Origin of the sequence: Pseudomonas sp. MF4836 (assembly GCF_002018875.1) — a bacterium.
Lineage (GTDB): Bacteria > Pseudomonadota > Gammaproteobacteria > Pseudomonadales > Pseudomonadaceae > Aquipseudomonas.
Window position 1 is genome coordinate 134,987 of record NZ_MVOL01000003.1, and the last position, 18,230, is coordinate 153,216.

12 protein-coding genes are annotated in these 18,230 nt (G+C 62.0%); 5 read left to right on the plus strand and 7 right to left on the minus strand.

Features of this window, described 5'->3' with window-relative positions; genetic code table 11:
* The first annotated feature begins 7 nt into the window (after positions 1-7).
* Positions 8-1,759, plus strand: coding sequence for a PTS fructose-like transporter subunit IIB (locus MF4836_RS07360; protein WP_078469799.1), 1,752 nt, complete (start codon positions 8-10; stop codon positions 1,757-1,759).
* Between the two features lie 1,397 nt (positions 1,760-3,156).
* Complete coding sequence (locus MF4836_RS07365) at positions 3,157-3,537, plus strand: DUF6124 family protein (RefSeq protein ID WP_078469800.1); 381 nt, start codon at positions 3,157-3,159, stop codon at positions 3,535-3,537.
* A gap of 339 nt (positions 3,538-3,876) precedes the next feature.
* On the opposite strand, the gene MF4836_RS07370 is transcribed toward MF4836_RS07365, so the two are convergent.
* Positions 3,877-6,408 (minus strand): PepSY domain-containing protein, encoded by a 2,532-nt coding sequence (locus MF4836_RS07370; protein WP_078469801.1) that lies wholly within the window; start codon positions 6,406-6,408, stop codon positions 3,877-3,879.
* 192 nt (positions 6,409-6,600) lie between these two features.
* Positions 6,601-8,937, minus strand: coding sequence for a TonB-dependent receptor (locus MF4836_RS07375; RefSeq protein ID WP_078469802.1), 2,337 nt, complete (start codon positions 8,935-8,937; stop codon positions 6,601-6,603).
* A 205-nt stretch (positions 8,938-9,142) separates the two neighbouring features.
* Here MF4836_RS07375 and MF4836_RS07380 point away from each other — a divergent pair, with 205 nt between their 5' ends.
* Positions 9,143-9,823, plus strand: a complete 681-nt coding sequence (locus tag MF4836_RS07380; RefSeq protein ID WP_078469803.1) for a Fe2+-dependent dioxygenase — start codon at positions 9,143-9,145, stop codon at positions 9,821-9,823.
* Positions 9,824-9,826: 3 nt separating this feature from the next.
* Positions 9,827-10,579: a tetratricopeptide repeat protein gene (locus tag MF4836_RS07385; RefSeq protein ID WP_078469804.1), complete on the plus strand. Its 753-nt coding sequence runs from the start codon at positions 9,827-9,829 to the stop codon at positions 10,577-10,579.
* 140 nt (positions 10,580-10,719) lie between these two features.
* On the opposite strand, the gene MF4836_RS07390 is transcribed toward MF4836_RS07385, so the two are convergent.
* The 5 genes from MF4836_RS07390 to MF4836_RS07410 all read right to left on the minus strand — a co-directional run bounded on the left by MF4836_RS07390 (position 10,720) and on the right by MF4836_RS07410 (position 15,974).
* A complete protein-coding gene (locus MF4836_RS07390; RefSeq protein ID WP_020297087.1) occupies positions 10,720-11,883 on the minus strand; it encodes a type III PLP-dependent enzyme in 1,164 nt (387 codons plus the stop codon).
* A gap of 631 nt (positions 11,884-12,514) precedes the next feature.
* Positions 12,515-13,672, minus strand: coding sequence for an osmoprotectant ABC transporter ATP-binding protein OsmV (locus MF4836_RS07395; RefSeq protein WP_078469805.1), 1,158 nt, complete (start codon positions 13,670-13,672; stop codon positions 12,515-12,517).
* Entirely contained in the window at positions 13,669-14,322 is a 654-nt protein-coding gene (locus tag MF4836_RS07400; RefSeq protein WP_078469806.1) for an ABC transporter permease, read from the minus strand. The genes MF4836_RS07395 and MF4836_RS07400 overlap by 4 nt, the downstream gene beginning before the upstream one ends.
* Positions 14,323-14,334: 12 nt before the next feature.
* Positions 14,335-15,231: a glycine betaine ABC transporter substrate-binding protein gene (locus MF4836_RS07405; RefSeq protein WP_078469807.1), complete on the minus strand. Its 897-nt coding sequence runs from the start codon at positions 15,229-15,231 to the stop codon at positions 14,335-14,337.
* A 26-nt stretch (positions 15,232-15,257) separates the two neighbouring features.
* Complete coding sequence (locus tag MF4836_RS07410; protein WP_078469808.1) at positions 15,258-15,974, minus strand: ABC transporter permease; 717 nt, start codon at positions 15,972-15,974, stop codon at positions 15,258-15,260.
* 475 nt (positions 15,975-16,449) lie between these two features.
* Between MF4836_RS07410 and MF4836_RS07415 the strand changes: the two genes are divergently transcribed.
* Positions 16,450-18,033, plus strand: coding sequence for a peptide chain release factor 3 (locus MF4836_RS07415; RefSeq protein ID WP_078469809.1), 1,584 nt, complete (start codon positions 16,450-16,452; stop codon positions 18,031-18,033).
* Positions 18,034-18,230: the final 197 nt, after the last annotated feature.

An 18,230-nucleotide genomic window follows, 5' to 3' on the forward strand; every position in this document is an offset into this window, starting at 1 on the left:
GTTGGACATGAAGTTAGCCATTGTTACTGCCTGCCCCAACGGCATGGTCACCAGTGTGCTGTGCGCCCGGCTGCTCGACGCTGCGGCGCAGCGCCAGGGCTGGAGCACCAGCGTCGAAGTGCACGACGAGGCGCACCCGGAACGCCAACTCTCGGCGGCCACCCTGGAAGCGGCCGAGTGGGTGTTGGTGGTCAGCACCGGGCCGCTGGATATGGCGCGTTTTGTCGGCAAGCGGGTTTACCGCAGCACACCGTCCCAGGCCTTGCAGGATGTGGACGCGGTGCTGCGCCGTGGCGCCGCAGAGGCCCAGCTGTACAGCGAGGCCGCGGCCAGCGTTGAGCCGGTTGCGACAGTGGCCGCCAGCGCGCCGCGCATCGTTGCGGTCACCGCCTGCCCGACCGGGGTCGCCCACACCTTTATGGCCGCCGAAGCCTTGCAACAGGCGGCCAAACGCCTGGGTTACGAGTTGCAGGTCGAAACCCAAGGTTCGGTCGGCGCCCGTACTCCATTGAGCGCGGAGGCTATTGCCCAGGCCGACGTGGTGCTGTTGGCGGCGGATATCGAAGTTGCCACCGAACGCTTTGCCGGCAAGAAAATCTACCGCTGCGGCACCGGCATTGCCCTCAAGCAAGCGGAGGCCACGCTGCACAAGGCCTTGGCCGAAGGCCAGGTGGAATCGGCCGCAGGCGGTGCCCAGGCGCCGGCTCGGCAAGAGAAGACCGGGGTCTACAAGCACCTGCTGACCGGGGTCTCGTTCATGCTGCCGATGGTGGTGGCGGGCGGCTTGATGATCGCCCTGTCCTTTGTCTTCGGCATTACCGCGTTCAAGGAGCCGGGCACCCTGGCGGCGGCCTTGATGCAGATCGGCGGCGAGACCGCCTTCAAACTGATGGTGCCGCTGCTGGCGGGTTACATCGCCTACTCGATTGCCGACCGTCCGGGCCTGGCGCCGGGGATGATCGGCGGCTTGCTGGCCAGTACCCTTGGCGCAGGTTTTATCGGCGGCATCGTCGCCGGTTTCCTCGCCGGCTATGCGGCCAAGGCTCTCAGCCAATATGTGCGTCTGCCCCAGAGCCTGGAAGCGCTGAAGCCGATCCTGATCATCCCGTTGTTCGCCAGCCTGTTTACCGGCCTGGTGATGATTTACGTGGTGGGCAAGCCGGTGGCGGGCATGCTCTCGGCCCTGACCCAGTTCCTCGACAGCATGGGCACCACCAACGCCATCCTGCTGGGCGTGGTGCTGGGGGCGATGATGTGCGTCGACCTTGGCGGGCCGATCAACAAGGCGGCCTACGCTTTTTCGGTGGGGCTGCTGGCGTCCCAGAGTTATGCACCGATGGCGGCGGCGATGGCCGCGGGCATGGTGCCGCCGATTGGCCTGGGGATCGCGACCTTTATTGCGCGGCGCAAGTTTGCCCAAAGCGAGCGTGAGGCGGGCAAGGCGGCGTTTGTGTTGGGGTTGTGCTTTATCTCCGAGGGGGCGATTCCGTTTGCGGCCAAGGACCCGTTGCGGGTGATTCCGGCGAGTATTGCCGGGGGCGCGTTGACCGGGGCGTTGTCGATGTATTTTGGCTGCAAGTTGATGGCGCCCCATGGGGGGTTGTTTGTGATGCTGATTCCGAATGCGATTAATCATGCGTTGTTGTATTTGCTGGCGATTGTGGCGGGGAGTTTGGTTACGGCGGTGGTGTATGCGGTGGTGAAGCGGCCTGAAGTTGGGGAGTTGGCTTTGGCGCCGGCGGGGGGCGGGGCGGCCTGATAGCCGGCCCCGTTCTTTGGGGGGGGTAGGGGTGCATATCCGTTGCTGCGGTAACGGCGGCTTAGGGTTTCGCCCTTACGGCGAGGTACTTTTGGCAAACGCCCGGAATGCCGGCCCAGCCAAAAGTACCCAAAAGGTCTCGCCCCGAGCGTACGGCCCTCGCTGCGCTCGGGTTCCCTCGTTCCGGCGTCCCTCAGGGGGCATCGCTACTAGCGATGTCCTCGACTGCGTCGAGGGGCGCTACGCGCCAATCCCCTGATGAACACCTCCACTCGGCCTGCCGAAGGGGCGGGTAGATCAAAATCGGGCTGCCGCCAGCTGGCGCTGGGCGGGCATGTCTTCCCGCTACACCGTATAGGTATCAGGCCATCCCATCGCTCCCTGTAGCTGCTGCCGATAGGCTCGGGCCGCGGCGGGTCGGTTGTGGGGTTTTGTAATGTAAGTGCAGCCTTGGTTAGCGCTAAAAGAAGTGCATTTCTCTTTCTTTTGTAAGGGCTTTCCGAAAGGTTCTCTTTCGCTTGAGGTTGGAGACCTGCTGGCTAGACTCGGGTTGTCACTGCACTTCAGTGATCGGGTCTAGCAGCCCGGGTCAAGTCGCAAGCGGAGCCATCAGCACTGCATTTCATATGCAGCACCTTGTTATGGCGGTTGTACGTGGGGCGCCTTTGGGTGCGCCGGTGTCCTCGGATCGGTCTGCTAGCCGACGTGCAACCGCCTCCCTAACGTATCGCAACGTCAGTTCGTGATGGCTCCATCCCGAGAACTACGAGCGCGCCATTAGTATTGAGCGTTGGCAGATATGCATCGTTGATGTCTGCACAGGAGATGGCCGCTGGAGTGGTGGATTTCTTGTTCGCGGCAATTGTTGTTTCCCTAACTGAGACCCTTCTTTCGTGGCGAAGGCGCTTGCTTCCTCTCGGCCGCTATGCGGCCCAGCGGGAGCAAGTTCCCTCGCCACAGGTAGGGTATTGGGCCGGATAAGAAAGTCGCTTGATAAGTGTCCGATCAGATATTCCACTCCTTCATTTCTGGGGTGTATGACTTTATTTGGCAGGCTTAGCGCAGACTTTTTGAGCGGTTAAAGAAGGGCATTTCTCTTTCTTTTGTAAGGGGTTTCCGAGAGACTCTCTTTCGCTTGCGGCTGGGTACTTAGCTCACTAGGCTCGGTTCGTCACTGAATGTTCAGTGATCGGGTTTAGCAGCTCGATAAGTCTCAGACGTATAAGCGCTATCTCTTCCTTGGCCGGATTTCATTCTGGCCAGCTTGTTATGGCGGCTGTACGTGGGGCACCTTCGGGTGCGCCGGGTTCCTGAGCCCTGGTCTGCTAACCCGCGTCCAGCCGCCACCTTTCGTTTAGCAGCGGTGGGTGAAGGCTCTATTGCTCGGGAGCTACACCATGAAAAAGATCGTCCCCGATCCGCCTGTTACTCGCCCTTTCTCACGCCGAAATCCGGAACATGACCGGGCTAATGAAAGAGTGCGCCATGCCCTGGCCAATACCGGCGTAAACGGCTCGTTGATCTCAACTCTGCTACCCACCGCGGCCGGCCCAGCAGGCCCCGATAACCCCTTCAGCGTGCGCCCCGGTATCAGTGCCGAAGAAGCGTTGATCCATGTGTCCATGCTGCTCAAGTCTGCCGAGGAGGTGTCCGATGAGATCACCGAGCACGCCAGTGGTATCGAGCGTGGGTTGATCTGGTCGTTGGTGCATTCGGTGGAGATGGCGCGCGGTGTGGTGGAGGCGTTGTTGGATGGCAATCGCCGTTCGCCGAGTTGAAGTGAAACTCAGCGTGCAGTGAGCGGTTGTGGTGAGGGTGTTTGCTTTCGCTCGGGCAGCCAGCCTTCTAAATACTCAGTACCCGCAAGCCGGCCAATGCGGTGCGGCAGGTGTTTCGCGTTGGCCGGGTTGGGGCCGCTATGCGGCCCAGCGGGAGCAAGCTCCCTCGCCACAGGGGGCCAGTTGCCAAGCCAGGAGCCTAAGGACCCCGCGCTGCTTTTGTGGCGAGCGAGCTTGCTCGCGCTGGGGGGCGTAGCCGCCCCAATGGCTGCACCGCCATTCCCTCCGGTCAACGGGCACTGGCTCGCGACCGTGCTCCCTCGCCCCTGGTGCGCTCGGTCAGTACACATCCCGCCGATAGCGCCCTTGCTCGATCAGGCGCTCCACGGCTTCAGCCCCCAGTACCTCGTTGAGCACGTGGTCGACGCCTGAGGCCATGCCTTGCAGGCTGCCGCAGATGTAGATTGCGGCGCCGTCGGCCAGCCATTTTTTCAGTTCCGGCGCGGCTTCGCGCAGGCGGTCCTGGACGTAGATTTTTTGCGCCTGGTCGCGGGAGAAGGCCAGGTCGAGGCGCGCCAGGTCGCCACCGGTCAGCCACTCCTGGAGTTCGTCCTTGCAGTAGAAGTCGTGTTCGGCATTGCGCTCGCCGAAGAGCAGCCAGTTGCGTTGCTGGCCGTCGGCGATTCGCGCCTTGAGCAGGCTGCGCAAGCCGGCGAGGCCGGTGCCGTTGCCCAGCAGGATCAATGGGCAGGGTTCGGCCGGTAGGTGGAAGCCGCTGTTGCGCCGCACGCGCAGGCTGATGGCCGACCCCACGGCTGTGTGTTCGGTGAGCCAGCCGGAGCCCAGGCCCAGGCTGCCGTCGGGGTGGCGTTCCTGGCGCACCAGCAACTCCAGCACGCCGTCGCTGGCGATCGAGGCGATGGAGTATTCGCGCAGGGTCACCGGCACCAGGGCATCCACCAGGGCCTGGGCGTGCAGGCCCACCAGGTGGCTGCGGTTTTCCGTCAGTTGGCGGTTGGCCAGGGCCTGGGACAGGGTTTCCTGAAGGCCGTCGATCTGTACGGTGCTCTCGCCATCCAGGCCCAGGCCGCTCAGGAAGAATTCCACGGCCCAGGGGCTGTTGCGTGGCATCACTTCCACCAGGTCGCCCGCCAGCCAACTGCTGGCACTGGGCGCAGTCAGCCCCAGTAAGTAGACGCCGGAGCCACGGCTTTCAGGGTTGAGCAGCTCGCGCCGGGTCAGGGTCCAGTTGTCGAAGGCCGGGGCCTGCCATAGGTCCACCGGCGCTTGCCCGGTCAGTTGCCCGAGTTGTTGCTGCCAATGGCGCAGGGCGTAGCTGTCGCCGCTGTCGACTTCGATCGGGGCAAACAGGGTGCTGCCGCCGTGCTCCATCAGCCAGCCGTGCAGGCGCCGGGCGAAGCCGCAGAAGTGTTGATACTGGCGGTCGCCCAGGCCCAGCACCGCGTAGTTCAGGTGGTCCAGCGACAACGTGCGGCCCAGTACCTTGCGTTCGAAACCGCGAGCGCTATCCGGCGCTTCGCCGTCGCCAAAGGTGCTGACCACGAACAGGGCATTGCTCGCACCTTGCAGGTCGTGTTCGCTGATGCTGGCCAGGGGCTGGACGTTCACCGGCAGCCCGGCGGCCTGCAATTGCCCGGCCGTCTGCCAGGCCAGTTGTTCGGCAAAACCGCTCTGGCTGGCAAAACCGATCAGCCACGCGGCGCTGTCGTCGCTGCTGTTGGCCAGGCCTTTGCGGGCCTCCTTGATCTGGCGTTTTTTACGTCGGCGGTCCAGGTACAGCAGCCAGCCGGTAATAAAGAACAACGGCATCAGCACCGAGGCCACGGCGAGGATGATGCGCCCGGCCAGGCCGAAATAGCTGCCGACGTGCAGGGCGTAGATGCTGGTCAGCAGTTGCGCTTTAAAGCTCTTGTCGGCGTAGCGCTCATGCAGGCTGACCGCGCCGGTGGCCGGGTCGATCTGCAACTGGTTCAGCGCGCGCTCGTGGGGCGAGGTCTTGAGCAGGTAGTAGACCGTGGCGGGTTGCCCGGCCACTGGCGGCATGCGGATGTTGTAGGCGTTGAGGTCTTTGCCGGCATTGCTGTAGAGGCTGCTCCACAGGGCGTTGTAGTCGGCCACCGGGGCTTCGCCCTTGGGCGGCGGCGCGCCACGGCCGCCTCGCTTGCGCTCGCTGTGGGGGGTGTCGGAGAGCAGTTTGTTCAGGCCGTTGCTGTACCACTCGTAGGACCACGACAAACCGGTCAGCGCCGCCAGCAGGTACACCGCCAGGCACCAGGTGCCGGCCACGGCGTGCAGGTCCCAGTTGAAGCCCCGGCCTTTCTTGGCCCAGTCCAGGGTCAGCCAGGCGCGCCAGTTGCCGACTTGGCGTGGCCAGCGCAGGTACAGGCCGGACAGGCAGAAGAAAATCAGGATCAGGGTGCAGGCACCGGTGATTTGCCGGCCGGTATCGCCCATGGCCAGGAACCGGTGCAGTTGCATCATCAGGCCAAAGAAGTCCTGGCCCACGGCGTCGCCCAGGAACTCGCCGGTGTAGGGGTCGAAGTAGCGCATCTGGCCACGGCGTTCACCCGGTGGCGGGGTGAAGAACACCCGCGCGGCATTGCCGCTGTCAGTCTCGACCCAGAGCATGGACACGGTCTTGCCTTCGGCAGCCTCGACCTTGGCCACCAGCTCGGCCGGTGGCAGCACGCCGGCAGGGCGTTTCTCGACCTGCAGCACCGAGGGGTTCATGAGTCGCAGGATTTCGTCCTGAAACGACATGCTTGCGCCAGTGATGCCCATCAGGGCCAGAACCAGACCCGCGCTGATACCGAAGAACCAGTGCAGCTGGAACAGGGTTTTCTTCAACACATCGACCTGCCTTGTTGCTCAAAAGTAAGAAACACGGCGCGCATTATGCCGTGAGTTGTCGAGAAGCATTCTTTTTTACACACAAAAACCCCACACATTGCCATGTGTGGGGTTTTTGCCTTTGGCCGAGTCTGCAGGCCAGGGAACCTGAGTGAACTCACGCCCCTGGTGCAGCCTGCGGCAGCGCCTACATCAGAAGTGAACGTTGGTGCTGAGCAGCGCGGTGCGCCCCGCCGCCTGGTTGGCGAAGTGGGTGCTGAACGCTTTGTCGTAATAGGTTTCGTTGGTCAGGTTTTGCACGTTGAGTTGCAGGTCGACGTTCTTGGTCAGCTTGTAGGCGGCCATGGCGTCGTAGCGCACGTAGGAATCGACCATGGTGGTGTTGGCCACGCTGCCGAAGACGTCGTCGACATAGAACGCACCACCGCCGACGGTCAGTTTTGGCGTCAGGCTATAGGTGGTCCACAGGCTGGCGCTGTTTTTCGGTGTGTTGGGCAGTTGGTTGCCATCGTTGGCCTTGCCCAGTGGGCCGCCGTCGATTTGTTTGCCGTCCAGGTAGCTGTAGCCGGCGAACACCTGCCATTTGTCGGTGAGCTTGCCGCTGGCCGACAGTTCCAGTCCGTCGACCCGGGTGGTACCGACGTTCTCGTAGGACGTGGTGTTGACCTGGACTCGGGCGTTTTCCTTCTCGGTGCGGAAGATGGCGGCGGTCAACGACAGGCGATCATTGAGCAGGTCCCACTTGGTGCCCAGCTCGTAGTTCTTGGTGGTTTCCGGCTCCATGTCGCTGCTGAGCACGTTACGGCTGCGGTCGGTGGTGCCGCCCAGCGGGTTGCCTTCCTGACCTTCGCCCAGGGTCGCGCCCGGCGGGGTGGCCGAGGTGGCGTAGGAGGCATAGATGCTGCCGTGCTCGGTGGGCTTCCATACCAGGCCGAACTGGCCGGTGATGAACTCGCTGGTGTCCTTGCCTTTGGCCGGCACGCCGTTGTTGACCACGGTGGCACCGGCGTTGTCGTAGGTGCGGTATTGAGTGTCGAAGTGGTCGTAGCGCAGGCCCATGTTCACCAGCCACTGCGGCGACAGTTCCAGGGTGTCGAACACATACAGCGCGCGGGTGTTGCTGGAGGTGTCGGTGCCGGCGTAGTTGCGCGAGATCGCGCCATTCCACGGGTCATCCGGGTTCGGGTTGCTCAGCGAGGTGCAGTTGTAGTTGCTGGGCAGCCCGATGCTGCCCGGGGTGCAGACGCTGGGGTTGCCGGCGACCAACGGGGTGGTTTCGGTGTCGACGTTGTACGAAGATTTTTTGCTTTCCTCGTGGCTGAACTCGATGCCGGTGGCGAAGCTGTTCTTGAACCCAGCCACATAGAAGTCACCGAACAGATCGGTCTGGTTGGTGGTGGTGGCGGTGTTGCTCACCCGGGTGTTGGCCCGGCGCCATACGCTGCCGTTGTTGACGTTGCGCTGGCTGTCGTCGGGCTGGGTGAGGATGTAGTCCTGCATGCTGGTGCCGTGACGCAGGGTGTTCTTGATGGTCAGGGCGTCGCTCAGGTCGTGTTCGATGGCGAAGGTCGCGGTGTCGACCCGGCTCTTGCGGAAGTCACGATCGGTCAGGCCGTAGAAGTTGCTGCTGTCGCCCCCGGCGTAGGGTTTGTCCGGGTTGCTTTTGGTCCGCGCGTTGCCGCCCCCGGCCGGAATGGTGTACGGGATACCCGAGTCCGGCAGGTCGTCGCTTTGCAGGTGGTAGTAGTCGAGGTTGACCCGGGTATCGGTGCCCAGGCCAAAGGCCAGGGACGGGGCGATGCCCCAGCGGTCGTAGTTGACCTTGTCGCGCCCGGCGACGTTGCTTTCGTGGCTCATCAGGTTCAGGCGACCGGCGGCGCTGTCGCTGAACTGGTAGTTGCCGTCAAGGGTGTAGCGCTGGGTCTGGTCCGAGCCCCAGGTGAATCCGCCGTCGAAGCTGTTGCCCAGGTGGGCTTTCTTGCTCACCAGGTTGATGCTGCCGCCCGCGGCGCCACGTCCGCCGATGGCCGAGTTCGGGCCTTTGCTGACTTCAATCGACTCCACGGCGAAGATTTCGCGGCTCTGGGAACCGGTATCGCGCACGCCGTCCAGGTAGGTGTCGCCCTGGGCGTCGAAGCCGCGGATAAACGGACGGTCACCTTGTGGGTTGCCACCTTCGCCGGCTCCGAAGGTGATGCCGGGCACGGTGCGCAGCGCATCCTGCATGGAGAGGGCGCCGGTGTCCTTGAGAACCTGCTGGGGGATAACAGTGATCGAGCGCGGGGTGTCGATCAGCGGCGCGGTGTACTTGGGCGAGGACGCTTTTTCGACCTGATAGGAGGTGGGCTCCTGGGCTTCGCCGGTGATGGCGGTGGCGTCCAGGGAAATGGCATTGCCCGAGGTTTTCTTATTGGTGTCTTCAGCCGCCTGGGCCAAGTGGGCCGCAGAGCCGGCGCTGAGCGCCACGCCAATTGCAGAGGCAAGCAGACGCGGTGAACTGACAGCAGAAAGTGGTAGTTGGCGTGACATTTTATTCCCCTCCCCAAGGATTTGAGGCCGCGGAATATAGGAGAAACAAGTATCTGTATCAATTGCGAAATGTTTCCATTCGCACTAAATTTACATTCTTTACAATTTCCCTTTACGGTTTTTACGAACTCATCCGTCATGCCGGTTTTACAGCGTCAATAAGAATCAATATCATCGCTGATCCTCGACCTTCAGGTACCTCGCCATGTTGCTGCACATTCCCGGCTTGTTCACTCGCGAAGAAGTGCTGCGCATTCGCCAGGCCCTGGAGCAGGCCGATTGGGCCGACGGCAAGATCACCGCCGGTTACCAGTCGGCCAAGGCCAAGCACAACCTGCAACTGCCCGAAGGCCACCCCCTGGCCAAGGAGATCGGTGCGGCGATGCTCGAGCGGCTGTGGAGCAACCCGCTATTCATGTCGGCGGCGCTGCCGCACAAGGTGTTCCCGCCGTTGCTCAACTGCTACAGCGCCGGTGGCAGTTTCGATTTTCATATCGACAACGCGGTGCGCCAGCCCAAGGGCAGCCCCGAGCGGGTGCGCACCGACCTGTCGTCGACCCTGTTTTTCAGCGACCCCGAGGATTACGACGGCGGTGAACTGGTGATCCAGGACACCTTTGGCACCCAGCAGGTGAAGCTGCCGGCCGGCGATATGGTGCTGTACCCCGGCACCAGCCTGCACAAGGTCAACCCGGTGACCCGGGGTGCCCGCTATGCCTCATTCTTCTGGACCCAGAGCCTGGTGCGTGAAGACAGTCAGCGTGCGCTGCTGTTCGAGATGGACGGGGCGATCCAGGCGCTGACCCGGGACGTTCCTGATCATCCGTCGCTGATTCGCCTGACCGGCACGTATCACAACCTGTTGCGGCGCTGGGTCGAGGTGTAGGCCGTGAGCTATCAACTGCGGCGCGAGGAAGTCCTCGACGGCGAGCAACTGCGCGCCATGCTCGACCACAGCCCGGCCCGCGCGGCCCAGGCAGTGCTGATCGCGGCCAAGGCCGAAGTGCTCGACGCCCAGGCGTTGCTCGGGCAGATCCTGCTCGACGGCTTGGGCATCGAGCAGGATCAGGCGCTTGCCGTGCGCTGGTTTGAAATCGCGGCCCGGCGTGGGCACCTGATGGCGCGCAATATGCTCGGGCGTTGCGCGGAGCATGGCTGGGGCTGTACTGCCGACCTGTTGGCGGCTGCCGGCCATTATCGCCAGGCGGCCGATGCCGGGCTGGATTGGGGCTTGTACAACTACGCCAACCTGCTGGCCACCGGGCGCGGCGTGCCGCAGGACCAGGCGCAGGCCTTGGCTTGTTATCGCCGGGCCGCGGCGTTGGGGCATGCCAAATCCATGAACCTGCTGGGGCGGTACCTGGAAGAGGGGATTGTCTGCCCGGCCGACCCGGAACTGGCCCGAGACTGGTACCGCCGCTCGGCCGAGGGCGGCGATTTTCGCGGGCAGTTCAGCTACGCGGCGGTGCTGGCCGACGCCGGTCGTATCGACGATGCCCTGCATTGGCTGCGCCAGGCCCTGGCGGGTGGCAACCTGAAATTCCTCAGCGTCGCCCACCGCGCCCTGCTCAGCGCCACCCACCCGCAAATCCGCGCCCTGGCCACTGAGTACCAACAGCGCGCCGCCCAACTAAGCCCGTAGCCGCTGCCGAGGCACGAGGCTGCGCTGGCCTGGTTAGGCGCTGAAGACCAGGCGTCGGTAAAAGCGACAGACGAAAAAAAGCCCATGTCGATGCATGGGCTCCTCTCTTGCAGCTTGTCGCTTACAGCTTGCTACTGCTCTTAAACATAAAACGATTTCAGCGGCGGGAAGCCATTGAACTCCACCGCGCTGTAGCTGGTGGTGTAGGCGCCGGTGGACAGCCAGTACAGGCGATCGCCGATGGCCAGGTTCAGGGGCAGGCCGTACTTGTAGTTCTCGTACATGATGTCGGCGCTGTCACAGGTCGGGCCGGCGATGACCACTTCTTCCATCTCGCCTTTCTTCTCGGTCCAGATCGGGAACTTGATGGCTTCGTCCATGGTTTCGATCAGGCCGGAGAACTTGCCCACATCCGTGTACACCCAGCGCTCGACGGCGGTACGGGATTTACGCGCCACCAATACCACTTCACTGACCAGGATCCCGGCGTTGGCGATCAACGAACGGCCTGGTTCGAGGATGATTTCCGGCAGTTCGTCACCGAAGTCTTCCTTGAGGAAACGGATGATTTCTTCAGCGTAGGTTTCCAGGCTGTTGGTGCGGGTGATGTAGTTGGCCGGGAAGCCACCGCCCATGTTGATCAGCTTGAGGTGGATGCCGTCTTCTTCCTTCAGGCGCTCGAAGATCACTTTGACCTTGGCGATCGCCGCGTCCCAGACGCTGATATCACGCTGTTGCGAACCCACGTGGAACGAGATGCCGTAAGGCACCAGGCCCAGGTCACGGGCCAGGATCAGCAGGTCCATGGCCATGTCGGTCTGGCAGCCGAATTTGCGCGACAGGGGCCAGTCAGCCGTGGTCGAGCCTTCGGTCAGGATCCGCACATAGATTTTCGAGCCCGGTGCGGCCTTGGCGATGTTGCGCAGGTCGGCTTCGGAGTCGGTGGAGAACAGACGCACGCCTTTCTCGTAGAAATAGCGGATGTCCTTGGATTTCTTGATGGTGTTGCCGTAGCTGATACGGTCGGCGCTGACGCCACGGTCCATGACCTTGTCCAGCTCGTAGATCGAGGCGATGTCGAAGCTCGAGCCCTTGTCCTTGAGCAGGTCAATGATCTCGACGGCCGGGTTGGCCTTGACCGCGTAATACACCTTGGCGAATTCGAAACCGGCGCGCAGGTCATCGTAGGCCTGGCTGATCATCGCGGTGTCGATCACCACGAACGGGGTTTCTTGCTTGTCGGCGAACGCCTTCATTTTGTCAAAAGTGGCGCGCGCGAAATAGTCTTCGACGTTGATCGACATGCTGGGAACTCCTACTGGCAAACTAAATTGATCAATGGGTGCAAATGAACGTCCTCCGTATCCCCACTTTGGTTCGCCTACTTCCCAAGGCATGTCGCCGAAAGCAAAAAGGCCATGGGGCGCTGCCCTTGGCCTTGCTGTCTCGTCGTCAGTACTTGAGCCGGATGGATCGTTTCCAGCATGGACGTTCGGCGCGAACTTTAGGGCGTGAGGGGCCTGAGATCAACTAAAAATGTCGCGTTTTTGCACGCGTCTGACCTGCGTAATCGATATCACTCTTTGTAGCCGACCGAGATGACGGACAGATGTTCCCCAGGATTTTTCCAGTGTTAAAAATACCTGCACGTTCGAAGCTTTTGTGCGCTAAGTCGCAGGCAAGTGTGATGGCGTCAACATCGGCGACGTTGGCGGCGAGAGGGTGGCGTGAGGCGTATTTTGGCTGTTTTGCAAAGTACAGTCGGTCTGTTTTTACGGGTGGCGCTGTTGATATTTTTTTCCGGCTGCGAGTGCCGATGAAGTTACACGAGGCCTATGGCAGAGGGCTTGTTCGCGAAGGCATTTTTACCGTCACATCATTGCTGAGTGACATTTCGCTTTCGCGAGCAAGCCCGCTCCCACCGTTTTTGTATTTTTACGCGACTACAGCCTCAGCCGGCGAGACGATATTGGTCTTCATCCCGCGTGATCGCCCCGAACTCAGATAAGCGGCAATCGACTCCTGGGTCACTTCACCCAGGAACACGCGATCAGCGTCCATCACCGGCAACCACGAACGGTTGAACTCGTACATCCGCGACAACAGGATGCGCAGGTGTTCGTCATAGGCTGCGGTGGCGTTGAACTCGCGCAGGTATTGGGCACAGGTGCCGGTCTGGCGGTGCAGGTCGCGGCGACGCACGTAACCCATGGCTTTGTTCTCGCCGTCGGTCACCACCACGTAGCGGCGGTCGTGTTCGTCCATCAGCTCCAGGGCATCGGCCACCGGGGTTTCCGGACTGACTGACGGCGCGTTGTCCGCCGCGTCCTCGGCCTTGACCAGCAGCAAGCGCTTGAGGGTGCTGTCCTGGCCGACGAAGTTGCTCACGAACTCGTCTGCCGGGTGCGCCAGCAAGGTGTCCGGATGGTCGATCTGCAGCAGCTTGCCGGCACGGAAGATCGCAATCTTGTCCCCCAGCTTGATCGCTTCGTCGATGTCGTGGCTGACCATGATCACGGTCTTGTTCAGCGCGCGCTGCATCTCGAAGAACTCGTTCTGGATCATCTCGCGGTTGATCGGGTCGACCGCGCCGAACGGCTCGTCCATCAACAGCAGCGGCGCATCGGCGGCCAGGGCGCGGATCACGCCGATCCGTTGCTGCTGGCCACCCGAGAGTTCACGCGGGTAGCGGTGCAGGTACTGCTTGGGTTCGAGCTTGATCATGCTCATCAGCTCGCGGGCGCGGTCGTGGCATTTCTGCTTGTCCCAGCCCAGCAGCTTGGGCACGACCACGATGTTTTCTTCGATGGTCATGTTGGGGAACAGGCCGATCTGCTGGATCACGTAGCCGATGTTGCGACGCAGGGTCACTTCATCCAGGTCGGTGGTGTCTTCGCCGTTGATCAGGATCTTGCCCGAGGTCGGCTTGATCAGGCGGTTGATCATTTTCAGCGTGGTGCTTTTACCGCAGCCCGACGGGCCGAGGAATACGCAAATTTCGCCTTCGTTGACGGTCAGGCTCACGGAATCAACGGCGGTGATGGTCTTGCCGTTGCTTTGGAAGGTCTTGGTCAGGTTTTGAAGTTCGATCATTTGAGCAGTCCTTTTGGAGTCAGCGTGCGTTGCAGCCATTGCAGGAGCAGGTCGGCGAAGATGGCCAGAAGACTGACCAGCACGGCGCCGACGATCAGCATCGACATATCGCTGCGGCTGATGGAAGCCAGAATAAGTACACCCAGGCCGCCGGCGCCGATGGTGGCGGCGATGGTCATCACGCCGATGTTCATCACCACGGCGGTGCGCACCCCGGCGAGGATCACCGGTACGGCGATGGGCAGTTCGACCATGCGCAGGCGCTGGCCGAAGGTCATGCCGATGCCCTTGGCCGCTTCGCGGATGCCGGGCTCGACCCCGGTCAGGGCCAGGTAGGTGTTACGCATGATGGGCAGCAGGGAGTAGAGGAACACCGCGGTGATCGCCGGCATCGGTCCCAGACCCTGGCCGAACTTGGAGTAGAACGGCAGCAGCAGGCCGAACAGGGCGATGGACGGCACCGTCAGCAACACCGTGGCGCTGGCTTGCAGCGGGCCGGCCAGGGTCGGGAAGCGGGTCATCAGCACGCCCAGGGGCACGCCGACCACGATGGCCAGGATCACGGCGATGCCCACCAGGGTGATGTGCTGCCAGGTCAGGTGCAGCACCTGTGTCCAGTCAAGATGGGAAAAGGCGTTCAGAAATTCCATGTCTTCTCCTCTTTATTGGGTGATCGGGTGTTGGCGCAGGAAATCTGCGGCCACGGCGGACGGGCTTTCATGGTCGACGTCGACCCGTGCATTCAGCTGGCGCATGGTTTCGTCGTCGAACAGGGCGGCCAGCGGCTTGAGCTCCGCGGCGAGTTGCGGGTGGGCGTCGAGATAGACCTGACGCACCACCGGCGCTGCGGTGTAGTCGGGGAAGTAATGCTTGTCGTCTTCCAGCAGCTTCAGCTTGAACGCGTTGAGGCGCCCGTCGGTGGTGTAGACCAGACCGGCAAACACCTGGCCATTGCGCAGGGCGGTGTAGACCAGGCCGGCGTCCATCTGCCGGGTGTTTTTGCGGGTCAGGTTCATCTCGTACAGCTTGACCATGCCGGCCATGCCGTCGGAGCGGTTGGCGAACTCGGTGTCCAGGGCCACCAGGCGGTTTTCCTTGGTCTTTTCGGCCAGCGCAGCGGTCAGGTCGCTGATGCTGTTGATCTGCGGGAACTCCTTGGCCACGTTCTCTGGCAGCGCCAGGGCGTAGGTGTTGCTGAATGTCGACGGAGAAAGCCAGACCAGGCCTTTTTTCGCATCGAGTTCCTTGACCCGGGCGTAGGACTGTTCGCTGTCGAGTTTCTCGTCGACGTGGTTGTAGGCCACCAGCGACACGCCGGTGTATTCCCAGATCAGGTCCAGCTGGCCACTTTCCTGGGCACTGCGCGCCAGGTTGCTGCCCAGACCGCCGGTGACACGGGTGTCATAACCCTTGGTGCGCAGGTACTGCGAGGTGATTTCCGCCAGCAGCGTCTGCTCGGTGAAGACCCGGGCGCCGATGCGGATCACCGGCTTTTCAGCCGCTTGGGCGACGCCTGCGAACAGCAGGACGCAGCCCAGTATCAAACTTAGCTTTTTCATAAGGATTCCTTTGCTCGGCCTGGCGATTAAGACGGGCGCAGACCGCGTTCCAGCCAGAGGCGGCTGGCCATGGTCAGGATGCCGTCAAGCAGCAGTGCCAGCAGTGCGGTACAGGCCGCTCCCAGTAGCAGTTGCGGCTGATTGTTCAGGGCGATCCCCGGGAAAATCAGGCTGCCCAGGCTGTTGGCGCCAATCAGGAAGGCCAGCGGCGCGGTACCGACGTTGATCGCCAGGGCCACGCGCACGCCGCCGATGATGATCGGCACGGCATTGGGCAATTCGACTTTCCACAGCACTTGGCCCGGGGTCATGCCGATGCCGACGGCGGCTTCCTTGAGCGAGCCCTGGACGTTTTTCAGGCCTTCGTAGGTGTTGCGCACGATCGGCAGCAGGGAGGCGAGGAACAGGGCAAAGATAGCGGGGCCGCTGCCGATGCCGAGAATCCCCAGGGCGATGGCCAGTACGGCCAGAGGAGGGACGGTGTTGCCGATGTTGAAGATCTGCATGAAGCGTTCAGCGCGTCCCACCATGTGCGGGCGGCTGAGGTAAATGCCGGCCGGGATGCCTACCACCAGGGCAGCGAGCATCGACACCAGGACCAGAATCAAATGAGCTTGCAGGTAGAACAACAAATCGTCGCGGTACATTTCGATGGTATTGATGCCGATCCAGTGGACCAGCAGGGCCAGGAGAGCGACGACAACCGCTCCTCCTATCAGCCCTTTGCCATAGCGAATAGCCACAGGCGGACTCCTTTATGTCAGTCGGCGCACACATTTCCGGGCGGCATTGCCATTCCTGGCTGCCGGTGAATGTGGTCGCGAAAAGCAGCTCGCCAATGCCGGCAAAACGGCATGAGGTCGAGCCATGAGCGCAGCCTCGTCAGGCTAACTTGCTGATATTTCAGCCCCTGATGAAAGCGTGTAGCAGGGGAGTGGACGTCTGCACCTTTTAAAAGGTTCCATAGTTGACAGCATTTAGCCATCGCCAATTGCCCAACGGTCCCCGCCCAAACCCTCTCTTGCAGCCGCTGCCTCCGGCTGTGCTGTCCCTCGAAACCGCCTCCACTGCCTCGAATGTATGTTGGCGTCTGGTGCGGAGAGTGCAGCCTGCGGCCGCGGCTACAGGGGCGTCGACGGCAGGCCGAGCGGTGGCCTGGAAGGCTTGCTTTACGCTATACTCGCCGCCCTTTTTTGAATCACCGCCAGGCGATTTCCCATGACCAAACAGGCCGCCGAAGTCGCGAAACGCCGCACTTTCGCCATTATTTCCCACCCGGATGCGGGTAAAACCACCATCACCGAGAAGCTGTTGCTGATGGGCAAGGCGATTGCGGTCGCCGGTACCGTGAAGTCGCGTAAGTCCGACCGTCATGCCACTTCCGACTGGATGGAGATGGAGAAACAGCGCGGGATTTCCATCACGACCTCGGTCATGCAGTTCCCTTATCGCGAACACATGATCAACCTGCTCGACACCCCGGGCCACGAAGACTTCTCGGAAGACACCTACCGCACCCTGACCGCGGTCGACTCAGCGCTGATGGTGCTCGACGGCGGTAAGGGCGTAGAGCCACGGACCATCGCCCTGATGGACGTCTGCCGCCTGCGCGATACGCCGATCGTCAGCTTTATCAACAAACTCGACCGCGACATCCGCGACCCGATCGAGCTGCTCGATGAAATCGAAGCAGTCCTGAAGATCAAGGCCGCACCGATCACCTGGCCGATTGGTTGCTACCGCGACTTCAAGGGTGTGTACCACCTGGCCGACGACTACATCATTGTCTACACCGCTGGCCACGGCCACGAACGCACCGAAGTGAAAATCATCGAGAAGCTCGATTCCGATGAAGCACGGGCTCACCTGGGCGACGAGTACGACCGCTTCGTCGAACAGTTGGAACTGGTGCAGGGCGCTTGCCACGAATTCAACCAGCAGGAATTCCTCGACGGCCAGTTGACCCCGGTGTTCTTCGGTACGGCCCTGGGTAACTTCGGGGTCGATCACGTGCTCGACGCCGTGGTCGATTGGGCTCCCAAGCCCCTGGCCCGGGTCGCCAACGAGCGCACCGTGGAACCGGTTGAAGAGAAATTTGCCGGCTTCGTGTTCAAGATCCAGGCGAACATGGACCCGAAACACCGCGACCGTATCGCCTTTATGCGTATCTGCTCCGGCAAGTACGAGAAAGGCATGAAGATGCGCCATGTACGTACCGGCAAGGACGTGCGCATCGGCGACGCCCTGACCTTCTTTTCCTCCGAGCGTGAACAACTGGAAGAAGCCTTCGCTGGCGACATCATCGGCCTGCACAACCACGGCACGATCCAGATCGGCGACACCTTTACCGAAGGCGAGGCCTTGGGTTTCACCGGTATCCCGCACTTCGCCCCGGAACTGTTCCGTCGCGTGCGCCTGAAGGATCCGCTCAAGTCCAAGCAACTGCGCCAGGGCCTGCAACAGCTGGCCGAAGAGGGCGCGACCCAGGTGTTCTTCCCGGAGCGCAGCAACGACATCATCCTCGGCGCCGTCGGTGTGCTGCAGTTCGATGTGGTCGCCAGCCGCCTGAAAGAGGAATACAAGGTCGAGTGCTCCTACGAGCCGATCACCGTGTACTCCGCGCGCTGGATCGAGTGCAGCGACAAGAAGAAGCTGGAGGAATTCTCCAACAAGGCCGTGGAAAACCTGGCCATCGATGGCGGCGGTCACCTGACCTACCTGGCCCCGACCCGGGTCAACCTGGCACTGATGGAAGAGCGCTGGCCGGACGTGAAATTCCGCGCCACCCGCGAACACCACTAACACTGCCGCACCCCAAAGCCCCGCTGTTGACCCAGCGGGGCTTTTTCATGGGTGACGGATTGGTGGGAGTGGCGCCAGGTCGGCGTACATAACCACTGGCTGTAGGGCCTAGTCGAAAGCAATCTACCCATGTGGCGGCTTCCGGGTGGCTCATCTGGAAAACCCCATCCATCACGACTAGTTTCACAGCAGTGCCA

What these genes read in the sequence shown, in the direction of transcription:
- MF4836_RS07360 (WP_078469799.1), top strand. Translation starts at nt 8, where the DNA reads ATGAAGTTAGCCATTGTTACTGCCTGCCCCAACGGCATGGTCACCAGT.
- MF4836_RS07365 (WP_078469800.1), top strand. Translation starts at nt 3,157, where the DNA reads ATGAAAAAGATCGTCCCCGATCCGCCTGTTACTCGCCCTTTCTCACGC.
- MF4836_RS07375 (WP_078469802.1), bottom strand. Translation starts at nt 8,937, where the DNA reads ATGTCACGCCAACTACCACTTTCTGCTGTCAGTTCACCGCGTCTGCTT.
- MF4836_RS07380 (WP_078469803.1), top strand. Translation starts at nt 9,143, where the DNA reads ATGTTGCTGCACATTCCCGGCTTGTTCACTCGCGAAGAAGTGCTGCGC.
- MF4836_RS07390 (WP_020297087.1), bottom strand. Translation starts at nt 11,883, where the DNA reads ATGTCGATCAACGTCGAAGACTATTTCGCGCGCGCCACTTTTGACAAA.
- MF4836_RS07395 (WP_078469805.1), bottom strand. Translation starts at nt 13,672, where the DNA reads ATGATCGAACTTCAAAACCTGACCAAGACCTTCCAAAGCAACGGCAAG.
- MF4836_RS07400 (WP_078469806.1), bottom strand. Translation starts at nt 14,322, where the DNA reads ATGGAATTTCTGAACGCCTTTTCCCATCTTGACTGGACACAGGTGCTG.
- MF4836_RS07405 (WP_078469807.1), bottom strand. Translation starts at nt 15,231, where the DNA reads ATGAAAAAGCTAAGTTTGATACTGGGCTGCGTCCTGCTGTTCGCAGGC.
- MF4836_RS07415 (WP_078469809.1), top strand. Translation starts at nt 16,450, where the DNA reads ATGACCAAACAGGCCGCCGAAGTCGCGAAACGCCGCACTTTCGCCATT.